13 protein-coding genes are annotated in these 12128 nt (G+C 30.0%); 12 read left to right on the top strand and 1 reads right to left on the bottom strand.

All coding sequences use genetic code 11. The annotated features are described in order from the left end of the window. Positions 1–14: 14 nt before the first annotated feature. From def to QK892_RS10205, 10 genes are all read left to right on the top strand, one after another. Positions 15–458, top strand: a complete 444-nt coding sequence (gene def, locus QK892_RS10250) for a peptide deformylase (RefSeq protein ID WP_317273453.1) — start codon at positions 15–17, stop codon at positions 456–458. A 15-nt stretch (positions 459–473) separates the two neighbouring features. Further along, positions 474–1400 (top strand): methionyl-tRNA formyltransferase, encoded by a 927-nt coding sequence (fmt, locus tag QK892_RS10245; protein ID WP_317273452.1) that lies wholly within the window; start codon positions 474–476, stop codon positions 1398–1400. Between the two features lie 23 nt (positions 1401–1423). Next, positions 1424–2122, top strand: coding sequence for a zinc metallopeptidase (locus QK892_RS10240; protein ID WP_317273451.1), 699 nt, complete (start codon positions 1424–1426; stop codon positions 2120–2122). A gap of 12 nt (positions 2123–2134) precedes the next feature. Further along, complete coding sequence (gene rsmB, locus QK892_RS10235; protein WP_317273450.1) at positions 2135–3454, top strand: 16S rRNA (cytosine(967)-C(5))-methyltransferase RsmB; 1320 nt, start codon at positions 2135–2137, stop codon at positions 3452–3454. Between the two features lie 8 nt (positions 3455–3462). Then, entirely contained in the window at positions 3463–4494 is a 1032-nt protein-coding gene (rlmN, locus tag QK892_RS10230; RefSeq protein ID WP_317273449.1) for a 23S rRNA (adenine(2503)-C(2))-methyltransferase RlmN, read from the top strand. A gap of 14 nt (positions 4495–4508) precedes the next feature. Further along, positions 4509–5228, top strand: a complete 720-nt coding sequence (locus QK892_RS10225) for a Stp1/IreP family PP2C-type Ser/Thr phosphatase (protein WP_317273448.1) — start codon at positions 4509–4511, stop codon at positions 5226–5228. A gap of 1 nt (position 5229) precedes the next feature. Beyond that, positions 5230–7194, top strand: coding sequence for a Stk1 family PASTA domain-containing Ser/Thr kinase (pknB, locus tag QK892_RS10220; RefSeq protein WP_317273447.1), 1965 nt, complete (start codon positions 5230–5232; stop codon positions 7192–7194). A gap of 109 nt (positions 7195–7303) precedes the next feature. Continuing rightward, positions 7304–8173 (top strand): ribosome small subunit-dependent GTPase A, encoded by an 870-nt coding sequence (rsgA, locus tag QK892_RS10215; protein WP_317273446.1) that lies wholly within the window; start codon positions 7304–7306, stop codon positions 8171–8173. Continuing rightward, positions 8167–8811, top strand: a complete 645-nt coding sequence (gene rpe / locus QK892_RS10210) for a ribulose-phosphate 3-epimerase (RefSeq protein WP_317273445.1) — start codon at positions 8167–8169, stop codon at positions 8809–8811. Before rsgA ends, rpe begins: the two co-directional genes overlap by 7 nt. 4 nt (positions 8812–8815) lie before the next feature. After that, a complete protein-coding gene (locus QK892_RS10205; RefSeq protein WP_317273444.1) occupies positions 8816–9451 on the top strand; it encodes a thiamine diphosphokinase in 636 nt (211 codons plus the stop codon). Positions 9452–9673: 222 nt separating this feature from the next. On the opposite strand, the gene rpmB is transcribed toward QK892_RS10205, so the two are convergent. Then, positions 9674–9865, bottom strand: a complete 192-nt coding sequence (gene rpmB / locus QK892_RS10200; RefSeq protein ID WP_317273443.1) for a 50S ribosomal protein L28 — start codon at positions 9863–9865, stop codon at positions 9674–9676. A 239-nt stretch (positions 9866–10104) separates the two neighbouring features. Between rpmB and QK892_RS10195 the strand changes: the two genes are divergently transcribed. Continuing rightward, positions 10105–10452, top strand: a complete 348-nt coding sequence (locus QK892_RS10195; protein WP_191748411.1) for an Asp23/Gls24 family envelope stress response protein — start codon at positions 10105–10107, stop codon at positions 10450–10452. Positions 10453–10463: 11 nt separating this feature from the next. After that, complete coding sequence (locus QK892_RS10190) at positions 10464–12107, top strand: DAK2 domain-containing protein (protein WP_317273442.1); 1644 nt, start codon at positions 10464–10466, stop codon at positions 12105–12107. Positions 12108–12128 lie beyond the last annotated feature (21 nt).

Genomic DNA, 12128 nt, shown 5'->3' with positions numbered 1-12128 from the left:
GGTAAGAAAAATTTATGGCAATTAGAAATATTAGAATAAATGGTGATGAAGTTTTAAGAAAGAAATGTAAGGATGTAACTGAAATTACACCAAGAACTTTAAAGTTAATAAAAGATATGGCTGAGACAATGTATGAGGCTGACGGTGTTGGTTTAGCTGCACCGCAAGTAGGAATACTTCAAAGAATATTTGTAATAGATGTTTTTGATGATTACGGCCTTAGAGTGTTTATAAATCCAGAAATATTAGAAGTTTCAGGTACTCAATTAGGAGAAGAAGGCTGTCTTAGCGTTCCAGGAGAATCAGCAGATGTTGAGCGTCCGAATTATGTTAAAGTAAAGGCACTAAATGAAAAGGGAGAAGAATTTGTTTTAGAGGCAACAGAGCTTTTAGCAAGAGCAATATTGCATGAAAATGACCACTTAAATGGGAAATTATTCATAGACTATTTAAAATAACAAAGGAGGCTTAACATGAAGATAGTATTTATGGGAACTCCAGATTTCGCAGTACCATCTTTAAAAAAAATTATAGAAGTTTTTGGAGTTGAAGCAGTATTTACTCAACCAGATAAACCAAAGGGAAGAGGTAAAAAAATAGCATACTCTCCAGTAAAAGAGGTGGCTATAGAACAGGATATAAAAGTATTACAACCTACTAAGCTAAAGAATGATATTGAAGCTATAAATTATTTAAAGGAATTAGAACCAGATTTTATTATCGTTGTAGCTTTTGGTCAAATTTTAACTAAAGAAGTCTTAGATATTCCAAAGTTTGGTTGTATTAATTTACATGCTTCATTACTTCCTATGTATAGAGGTGCTGCACCTTTAAATTGGGCAATAATAAAAGGAGAAAAGAAATCAGGTAATACTACAATGTTAATGGATGTAGGATTAGATACTGGGGATATGTTGCTCAAGGATGAAGTTGAAATATCAGAAGATATGACTGCAGGTAACCTTCACGATATTTTAATGGAAAGAGGTTCAGATTTATTAATTAAAACTATAGAAGGTTTATACAATAAAACTATTGTACCTGAAAAGCAAATAGGAGAAACTTTTTATGCTAAAATGTTAAATAAAGAATTGGCATTAATTAATTGGAATAATTCAGCTAAAGATATTCATAATTTAATTAGAGGGCTTAATCCATGGCCAATTGCATACACTAACTATGAAGATAAACCTATGAAAATTTATGAAAGTAAGATTTTAAATGAAAATACAAACAAGGAGCCTGGAACTATAGTTGGTGTTTCAAAAGATGGGATTAAAGTTGCTACTTCGGATGGGGTAATATTAATTAAAAAGATACAATTCCCAAATGGAAAGCCATTAACTATAGAACAATATATTAATGGAAATGAGATAAAGGTAAATAACAAGCTTTATTAAAAAAGTATGAAGGAGATGGATATATGTTTTATCCAGGATTTTATTTTGATTCAACTTATTTTTTATTAATACCAGCTATAATTATAGCTTTTTGGGCACAATTTAAGATAGATAATGCCTATAAAAAGTATAAAAAAGTTAGAATAGCAAGTGGTGCTACTGGTAGTGAAGTTGCAAGAAGTATTTTAGATGGAGCTGGACTTTTTGATATTAGAATTGAAAGGTATAGTAAACAATTAGGTGATCATTATGATCCATCTTCAAGAGTGATAAGGCTCTCGCCAGAGGTATATGATGGTGCAACTGTGGCAGCTGCAGGAATAGCAGCTCATGAGTGTGGGCATGCAATACAGCATCAAACAAATTATGCACCTTTAGTTCTAAGAACTAAAATTGCTCCAGCAGTTAATGTTGTAAGTAATTTATCTATGTGGTTATTTATAATAGGGATTTTTTTAGGGTTTCCTTTGTTTGCGAAGATAGGTATTATATTCTTTGGGGGAGCAGTAATTTATCAACTTATAACTCTTCCTGTAGAATTTAATGCATCAACAAGAGCATTAAATATATTAAAAACTAGAAATTTTTTATATGGTGATGAGTTAAAGGGAGCACAGAAGGTATTAGATGCAGCTGCGATGACTTATATTGCGGCAACATTAATGGCTATTTCTCAATTAATAAGATTAATAGCTTTAAACAACAGATATAATGATAATTAATGAGGTAGAAGGATGAATAGTAGAAAAATTGCAAGACAAATAGTACAAAGAGTATTAGAAGAAGGAGCTTATTCTAATTTAATTTTATCAATGGAATTAAATAAACACGATATGGATGATAAGGATAAGGGACTTATTACAGAGATAGTCTATGGTACTTTAAGAAGAAAAAGAACTCTTGATGTAATAATAGGAAATTTTGTCAAAGATATAAATATGCTAGACTCTACTGTCTTAAATATTTTGAGAGTAGCTATATATCAAATGTATTTCTTAGATAAGATACCAGAGTATGCAGCTTGTAACGAAGCAGTAGAAGAAGCAAAGGAAGTTTCACTTGAAGCATCTAAGCTTGTTAATGGAATTTTAAGAAACTATATTAGGGATGAAAAAGAAATAATTGTTCCTGGGAATAGAATAGATGAGCTTGCTTATAAGTTTTCTTTCCAACCATGGATGATAAGATTATTCATAAAACAATATGGTGAAGAAAGAACTATGAAAATCATGGCTGGTTTAAATGAAACTCCTAAAGTAACAGTTAGAGTTAATGAGTTTAAAGGTGAATTTGACGAAGTTTATGAAAAATTAGAAGAAATCGGTTATAAGATAGAAGAGGGATACGCTTGTCCAGAAGCGATTGCAATTGATGGGGGAAAAGGAGTCGAAAATAACGAACTCTTTAATGAAGGATTAATTACTGTTCAGGATGAAAGTGCAATGTTAGTGGCACCACTACTTGATTTAAAAGAGGGAGAGAAAGTCTTAGATTTATGTGCTGCACCAGGTGGCAAAACTACTCATATAGGAGAACTATTGGGAAATACAGGAGAAGTTGTAGCCTTTGATTTACATGAAAATAAATTATCTTTAATTGAGGAAAATGCAAAGAGGCTTGGATTAACTAATATAATTTGCAAGGAAATGGATGCAACAAAACTTAATCCAGAATATATATGCTATGGAGATAAGGTATTAATCGATGTACCTTGTTCAGGTCTTGGTATTATTAGAAAGAAACCAGAAATAAAATGGAATAAGACAAGACAACATTTAAGGGATTTAGTTAAAGTACAAAGGGATATAATGGAAAATGCTTGGCAATATTTAAAACCAGGTGGAATTATGATTTATTCTACATGTACATTAAATAAAGAAGAAAATGAGGAAAACTTAAAGTGGTTTTTAGATAAACATAGTGATGCAGAAATAGAAAATATATATCTAGGTAATAATAATAACTTTATATATAATGCAGATAAAAGTTTAACTATACTACCAAATGATTCTATGGATGGTTTCTTTATAGGAAAAATAAAGAAAATGAAATAGGTGATAGAATGGAAAATATTTTAGATTATAGTTTAGAAGAAGTTTCAAAATGGTTAAAGGAAAATGGAGAAAGTTCTTTTAGAGCAAAACAAGTTTTTTCTTGGATATATAATAATGTTTGGGAATTTGATGATATGAAAAATTTACCTAAAGCTTTAATTGAAAAGCTTAAGGAGAATTTTTATATAGGTGTTCCTGAAGTAGTTGGAGATTACAATTCTACAGTTGATGAAACTAAAAAGATACTTTTTGCTTTCAAGGATGGAAATATTATTGAAAGTGTAATAATGAAATATAATTATGGGAATACAATTTGTATTTCAACTCAGGTAGGATGTAGAATGGGATGTACATTCTGTGCTTCAACTTTAGAAGGTAGGGTAAGAAATCTAACAGCTGGAGAAATTTTAGCAGAAGTTATTGTAGCTCAAAAAGTACTAGGTGAAAGAATTTCCAATATAGTATTAATGGGAAGTGGAGAGCCTTTAGACAACTATGATAATGTAACTAAATTCCTAGATTTAGTTAATGCTGAATATGGTTTAAATATTGGGCAAAGACATATAACTCTTTCTACTTGTGGAATTGTACCAAAAATTTATGAATTAGCAGATAAAGGATATAGTATAACATTAGCAATATCCCTACATGCTTTTAGTGATGAAAAGAGAAGAGCAATAATGCCAATTGCGAGAAAATATTCTATTAAAGAAATTTTAGAAGCGTGTGATTATTATTTTGAAAAGACTGGTAGAAGAATATCCTTTGAATACTCTTTAGTTTCAGGGATAAATGATGGTAAAGAAGATGCAAAAGCATTGTCAAAATTATTAAAGGGAAGACAATGTCATATAAATTTAATACCTGTAAATGAAATTAAAGAAAATACATTAAAGAGACCTTCAAAAAAGACTATAGAAGAATTTGAAAAAATAGTCAGTGACCATGGTCTAGATGTGACAGTTAGAAAAGAAATGGGTAACGATATTAATGCTGCTTGCGGTCAATTAAGGAGAAACTTCTTAAAGACTCAGAATTAGAGGAGTGGGTGCTGGTGATTGGTATAAAAAGTGATTTAGGAAATGTAAGAAACTTAAATGAGGATTACGCAGATTTCTATGAAGATGAGAATTATAAAATTTGTGTTTTAGCAGATGGTATGGGAGGCCATAATGCTGGCGAAATTGCTAGCAAGACGGCCTCTATGTCCTTCATAAAATACATAAGAGATAATATGAATCTGTATAACTACAGAGAATTATTAGAGAGGGCAGTAAAGCATGCTAACTTGAAAGTTTTTAATCTTTCACATTGTTCAGACACATATACAGGAATGGGAACTACTTTAGTAGCGTGTCTGATTACAAAAGATATTACTCTAGTAGCAAATATTGGAGATAGTTCTTGTTATGGAATAAAGGATGATAAGATAATAAAGATAACCAAGGATCATTCATTAGTACAAGAACTTATAGATAGTGGTAGCATTTCTTTTGAACAAGCAATTAATCATCCACGAAGAAATGTTATTACAAGATCTATTGGAATTGAAGAAGATGTTGAAGTTGATATATTTGAAGTAAGAAAGGATGAGTATGATTATTTCTTACTATGTAGTGATGGATTAAGTAACGAAGTTAGTTTAGATATTATTAAATCATTTAAGATAGAAGAAAAGGAATTACAGAATATTTGTGAAAAACTAGTAGAAAGTGCAAAGTTTAATGGTGGAAGAGACAATATAACTGTAATGTTATTTGGAGGAGAGGTGTAGCATGAAGGGAATTATTTTAGGTGGTAGATATGAGCTTCTTGAAAAAATAGGCGAAGGTGGAATGGCAGAAGTATATAAAGCTAAATGTAATAAATTAAACAGATTTGTTGCAGTTAAAATATTAAAAAAGCAATTTGCTGATAATGAAGATATAGCACAAAAGTTTAAAAGAGAAGCAACTGCAATTGCAAATTTATCAGATGCCAATATAGTCAATGTACTGGATGTCGGAAGTCAAGATAAAACAGATTATATAGTAATGGAATATGTAAGTGGAAAAACTTTAAAGGAACTAATTAATTTTAGTGGAAAACTTAATTATAGTACAGCTATAAAAATAGCATTGCAAATTGCAAAAGCTTTAGATTGTGCTCATAAGAATAATGTCATTCATAGGGATATTAAGCCACAAAATATTTTGGTTACAGAATCTGGAGAAGTTAAAGTAGCAGACTTTGGTATAGCAAAATCCACTGATACACAAACAATAACTAACACTACAAGTATTATTGGGTCTGCTCATTACCTTTCACCTGAGCAAGCAAAAGGTACTTATATAGATTTTAGATCAGATATATATTCTTTTGGAATAGTACTATATGAAATGGTAACAGGAAGATTACCTTTTGAAGGTGATTCACCAGTTACAGTTGCATTAAAGCATTTACAAGAAGAGCCTGTTCCTCCTAAAAATATAAATTCTTCTATTCCAGATAGCTTAAATAAATTAATACTTAAGGCAATGCAAAAAGAGCCTATTAAAAGATATCAGAACGCTAAAGATATAATTCAAGATTTACAAAAAATACAAGCTAATCCTGATGTTATTATAGGGGATAGTATAAGTGAAAGTGATAATGATAGAACTATTATTATGACACCAATTAATACTTCAAAGACATCAGGTGTTTCTAAGGTTGAAGATGAATATTATGATGATGAAGATTATGATGACGATGAAGATTATGATGATTATGATGATGAAAAGCCTAAAAAGAAAAAAAATAAATCTGGATTAAAGAAAATATTAACTACAATTGGAATAATAGCAGCGATTATAATTTTAGGCTCTATTGGTTTCTTCTTAGCAAGGGGGGGCGGAAGTAACAATGAGGTTGTGGTACCTAACATAGTAGGTAAATTAACTGATGATGTTAAAAAAGAAGTAGAGGAATTAGGATTAACAATAGAAGTAAAATCTACAGCAAAAAGTGATAAACCTGAAAATACAATACTAGAAACAGATCCTAAGGCTGGTATGAAGGTTAAAAAAGGTACTATAATTAATGTAATAGTTTCATCTGGTGAAGAAGAAATTCTAATGCGTGATTTTAGAAATTATGAAAAAACAAATATTGAACAAATATTGAAATCAGATGAATTAACCAATTATACTATAAAAGAAGAGTATAATGATGATATAGATGTAGGCTATCTAATAAGTCAGACACCTACTGCAGGAACAAAAATAAGCAAAAATACTAATATAGAAATAGTAGTTAGTAAAGGACCAGAAACGAAATTTGTTGATGTAGTGGATGTTAGGGGTAAAACTTTATCTGAGGCTCAAGAAGCATTAAAAGGGCTTAAGGTAAATGTTAAAGAGCAAGCTACAAGCAATAAAAATGAGGATGGAATAGTTTTAGATCAAAGTATTAATCCAACAACAATTAAGGAAGGGTCAGATATTACAATAACAGTAGGGAAATATGAAGTTGATATATCTTCCTTAATATCAAAAGATATGACAGTAGATGAGGCTACAGGTATTTTGGTTGAAAATGGAATTAGTTATGAGTTAATAGGCAATGGAGATTTGGTTGATAGTTTCACTAAAACTATAAAAGATGGCGAATCTGTAAAAATTAAAACTAAGAAATCAGAAAAAGAAGAGTCCCCAGACAATGAGAATAATAATGGAGCAAATTCTTCACAAAACCAAGGAAATAATACAAATAATAATTAATAAACAAGAGTCAGTTAAATACTGGCTCTTATTTAATATAAAATTTATTTGCATTTTTTATGATAATCTGTTTATTATAAATATGAAGATAAAAATAATTGGAGGAATTATGGAAGGAAAAATAATTAAAGGCATAGGTGGGTTTTACTATGTAAAAACTAAAGATGAGATAATAGAATGTAAAGCTAGAGGGAAATTTAGGCACAAGGATATGAAGCCAATGGTTGGTGATAATGTTGTTATTAATGTTTCCAATGGTAAGGGTGTAATTGAAGATATACTTGATAGATCTTCAGAATTAATAAGACCTACTGTAGCAAATGTTACACAAGCTTTTGTAGTATTTGCAATAAAAAATCCAGATATAAATTTTGACCTTTTAAATAGATTTTTAATTTCATGTGAGTATAATAATATTAAGTCTATAGTATGTTTAAATAAGATGGATTTAGCTTCAGAAGAAGAAAAAGAAGAAATAAAAAAGAAAATAAATGATATTGGATATGATGTTTTATTTATTAATGCAAAAAAGGGATTAGGAATAGATTTACTTAAGGAAAGGCTAACAGGAGAAGAAACGGTATTATGTGGACCTTCAGGGGCAGGTAAGTCGACACTTATAAATACACTTATAAATAGAAGTCATATGGAAACTGGAGTTGTTTCTGAAAAAATTGGTAGAGGAAAACATACAACTAGACATAGTGAGTTAATTGAGATAGAAGAGGGATATTTAGTAGATAGTCCAGGTTTTTCTAATATAGATATTAGTTTTATGGACAAAGACAACCTTAGATATAGTTTTCCGGAGTTTGAAGAATATAATCACAGTTGCAAGTTCAGAGGATGTCTTCACAATAAAGAACCACAATGTGCTGTGAAGAAAGCTTTAGATGAGGGAAAAATAAATGAATACAGATATAATTTCTATATTAGAATATTAGAAGAGTTACAAGAGGGGGAAAAGTACAAATGGTAAAAATATCACCATCAATATTATCAGCAGATTTTTCAAAACTAGGTGAAGAGATCGTAAAAGTAGATGAAGCTGGAGCAGATTTTATTCATATAGATGTTATGGATGGAAATTTTGTTCCTAATATAAGTATTGGTTTGCCAGTGATTAAGTCAATTAGAAATAAGACTAATAAAATGTTTGATGTTCATTTAATGATAGAGAATCCATCAAGATATATAGATGATTTTGTTGAAGCCGGAGCAGATATAATAACTATTCATTACGAAGCAGAAAAGCATATTGATAGAGCTATTGAATATATTAAATCTAAAGGAGTAAAGGCAGGTGTTTCTCTGAACCCTGGAACACCAACTTTTGTTTTAAAAGATATTATAGAAAAATTAGATTTGGTGCTAATAATGTCAGTTAATCCGGGCTTTGGAGGGCAAAAGTTTATTCCGTATTCTTTAAATAAAATAAAAGAAGTAAAAGAAATGAGTTTACAATATAATAGTGAATTACTTATAGAAGTAGATGGTGGAGTTGGTAAGAATAACTCTAAAGCAATAGTTGAAGCTGGTGCAAATGTATTGGTGGCAGGTTCAGCTGTATTTGGTGATGGAAATCTTAAAGAAAATATAGAAGCAATAAGGGGTTAATTCGATGAAGGCTTTAATTATTTCAGGAGGAAAAGAGCCTTCTAAGGACTTACTATTTAAAGAAATAAAAGACGTAGATTTTGTTATCGGAGCTGATAAAGGATGTGAAGTACTATATAAGTATGATATATCTCCTGACTATATATTAGGAGATTTTGATTCTGTTAATATAGATATTATAAATTCTATTGAAGCGAAGGCTAGTAAAAAAATAAAGTTTAAAAGAGAAAAGGATTATACAGATACAGAACTTGCTTATAATTTAGCTGTAGAGAATGGAGCAGATGAAATAATATTATTAGGCGCTACAGGTACAAGGTATGATCATTCTTTAAGTAATTTTGGACTTATGTTAAGAGGGTTAGATAAATCAATAAGTGTTAAAGTAATTGATGATAATAATTTAATTTTTTTAACTGATAAACCTATTACTTTAAAAGGAAATAAAGGCGATATTATTTCTTTTCAAGCTTATTGTGAAGAAGTTAAAAACTTCACTATAAAAGGAGCTAAATATAATTTAACTAATTTTAATTTAAAATTAGGAGATAGTATAACTACTTCTAATGAATTTTTAGATGAAGATATAAAAATAACTTTCGATAACGGAATTGTAATGGTTCTTTATACAAATGATTAAAAAAAAGTAGTCACCCATTTTATTTCTTTGCATACAATGTATATAAAGAGATGAATTATTATTATGGAGGACTAATATGAAGATAATAGCAATAAAGTTACCTAAGTTTTTATCTAATTTGATAAAGTTTTTTAGAAGAAAAAAATAATACATATGAAAAATGATAAAATATTTTAAAATAAAAAATGCAATTGATTTAACAATTGCATTTTTTATTTGAACTTATATTGCTCTTTGAACCTTGCCAGATCTAAGGCATCTTGTACATACATGAACTGTCTTTGGTGTTCCATTAACTAAAGCCTTTACTCTCTTTATGTTAGGAGCCCAAGTTCTCTTTGATTGACGATGTGAGTGGGAGTATTGTGATCCAGATACAACCCCTTTGTTACAAACTTCGCATCTTCTTGCCACTTGAAAACACCTCCTTATTTGTGAAGATAATTTCTCTTCAATAGGACAGATTAAATTCTAACATAATATCCCTTATAAAAGCAAGGAAAAATGATAAAAAAGTAAAAAAACTTTTAAAATCAATTAATTAATATATATATATTAATATCTTCATATACTAAGCTATACAATATTTACTTGAATAATAAATACAAGTAATATAAAATATAATGTATAGATAATTATAAGGAGGATTCTATATGGTAGGATATTCAAACGAACTTGGGAATATACATTACTCTGAAGAGGTGCTAGCTAAAATAGTTGGTTTGTCAACTATGGAATGCTATGGTGTTGTAGGAATGGTTTCCAAGAATGCAACTGAAGGTTTATGGGAGTTAATGAGAATAGAAAATTTAAGTAAAGGCGTTAAGCTAAAATTTGATAATGATAAATTAATCGTTGAATTATATGTTATGGTTGAATACGGAACTAAAATTTCTGAAATAGCTAATAACATAATACAAAAGGTGCGTTATAGTGTGGAAAACTTTACTGGTTTAAAAGTTTCATCTGTTACAGTAAATGTTCAAGCAGTTAGAGTCTAGGAGGTAAAAAGATGAAATATCAGACAATAAATGGCCATGATTTTTATAACATGGTTGTTAATGCTAGCAATAGATTGTTAGAAGAAAGTGAGTATGTTAACTCATTAAATGTGTTTCCAGTACCAGATGGAGATACAGGAACAAACATGTCTGCTACATTTAAAGCAGCTGTTAAGGAAATAGAAGGATTAAATACAGAATCTATTGGGGAAGCTTCAAAAAAACTTGCTAAAGGAGCTTTAATGGGAGCAAGAGGAAACTCAGGAGTTATTCTTTCTCAAATACTTAGGGGTATTTCAAAAGGCTTAGAAGGTAAGACATCTGTAGATTCGGTTCAACTTGCTATAGCATTACAAGAAGGTAGTAAAGCAGCTTACAAAGCAGTTATGAGACCGACAGAAGGAACAATACTTTCAGTTATAAGAGCAGCCTCTGAAGCAGCAATTGATACAGATGTTAAGGATATAGTTGACTTAATGGATGTAGTTGTTAAGGAAGCGAAGGTTATGCTTGATAAGACACCAGATCTATTACCGGCTTTAAAGAAAGCAAAGGTGGTAGATTCAGGTGGAATGGGATTACTTATTATCTTAAAAGGAATGCTTGAAGCAATAAGAGATGATATTAAAGCTGAAATTAAAGATATAAAACCATCAGAAGCAAAAATGCAAGGCGCTCAAGGTACTGAAGATATAGATATTAAATTTGGTTACTGTACTGAATTTATTATTTTAGCAGATGCTAGCCATGCAGATAAATTTAGAGATGACATAACACCTATGGGAGATTCACAAGTTGTAGTTGGGTATGAGGATGTAATAAAGGTTCATATTCATACTAATGACCCAGGGGCAGTATTAGCTAAGGCTGTTAAGCTAGGTGAATTATCAAAAATTAAAATTGATAATATGAGAGAAGAACATAGGGAAGTTCTTTTATCTAAAGAAGAATACAAACAAAAAAATGAAAATAAAGAAGAAATAACAGAAATTGAAAATAAGAAATATGCTTTTGTTGCAGTTGCAATGGGAGAAGGCATAACAAATATATTTAAAGATCTTGGTGTGGACCATGTAATTGAAGGCGGTCAAACTATGAATCCTTCAACACAAGATATAATTGAATGTATTTCTAAATTAAATGCTGAGCATATATTTGTTTTACCAAATAATAAAAATATAATAATGTCAGCAAATCAAGCTGCTGAAATTTCTGAGAAGGATGTTAGAGTTATACCAACAACTTCAATACCTCAAGGAATTACTTGTGTTACGATGTTTAATCCTGAAGTAGAAGTTGATGAAAATGAAGAATCCTTAAAAGAAACCATTGGATTGGTGAAAACAGGTTCAGTTACTTATGCAGTAAGAGATACTGAAATGGATGGTATAGAAATCAAGGAAGGAAATATGCTTGGTTTAATTGAAGGAAAAATTAAAAAGGTTGGTTCATCTTATTGTGATGTAGCAGAGGAAGTTCTTACAGAAATGATAGATGATGAAAGTGAACTTATTACAATATTATATGGTTCAGATGTTTCAGAAGAAGAAGCAGAGGAATTTGCAAGTAAGATAGAAGAAAAATATGAAGATTTAGATGTTCAATGCTATAGAGGAGCACAACCACTTTATTATTTCTTGATGTCAGTAGAATAATATTAAAAGCACGAGTTACTA

It is taken from the genome of Clostridium lamae (assembly GCF_033043255.1).
In the GTDB taxonomy this organism is placed as follows: Bacteria; Bacillota; Clostridia; order Clostridiales; family Clostridiaceae; genus Clostridium; species Clostridium lamae.
The sequence above is the reverse complement of the archived record's forward strand: the minus strand, read 5'-3'. Positions and strand labels throughout refer to the sequence as shown.

What these genes read in the sequence shown, in the direction of transcription:
- QK892_RS10190 (WP_317273442.1), top strand. Translation starts at nt 10,464, where the DNA reads ATGAAATATCAGACAATAAATGGCCATGATTTTTATAACATGGTTGTT.
- QK892_RS10205 (WP_317273444.1), top strand. Translation starts at nt 8,816, where the DNA reads ATGAAGGCTTTAATTATTTCAGGAGGAAAAGAGCCTTCTAAGGACTTA.
- fmt (WP_317273452.1), top strand. Translation starts at nt 474, where the DNA reads ATGAAGATAGTATTTATGGGAACTCCAGATTTCGCAGTACCATCTTTA.
- pknB (WP_317273447.1), top strand. Translation starts at nt 5,230, where the DNA reads ATGAAGGGAATTATTTTAGGTGGTAGATATGAGCTTCTTGAAAAAATA.
- rpe (WP_317273445.1), top strand. Translation starts at nt 8,167, where the DNA reads ATGGTAAAAATATCACCATCAATATTATCAGCAGATTTTTCAAAACTA.
- def (WP_317273453.1), top strand. Translation starts at nt 15, where the DNA reads ATGGCAATTAGAAATATTAGAATAAATGGTGATGAAGTTTTAAGAAAG.
- QK892_RS10195 (WP_191748411.1), top strand. Translation starts at nt 10,105, where the DNA reads ATGGTAGGATATTCAAACGAACTTGGGAATATACATTACTCTGAAGAG.
- rlmN (WP_317273449.1), top strand. Translation starts at nt 3,463, where the DNA reads ATGGAAAATATTTTAGATTATAGTTTAGAAGAAGTTTCAAAATGGTTA.
- rsgA (WP_317273446.1), top strand. Translation starts at nt 7,304, where the DNA reads ATGGAAGGAAAAATAATTAAAGGCATAGGTGGGTTTTACTATGTAAAA.
- rsmB (WP_317273450.1), top strand. Translation starts at nt 2,135, where the DNA reads ATGAATAGTAGAAAAATTGCAAGACAAATAGTACAAAGAGTATTAGAA.
- QK892_RS10240 (WP_317273451.1), top strand. Translation starts at nt 1,424, where the DNA reads ATGTTTTATCCAGGATTTTATTTTGATTCAACTTATTTTTTATTAATA.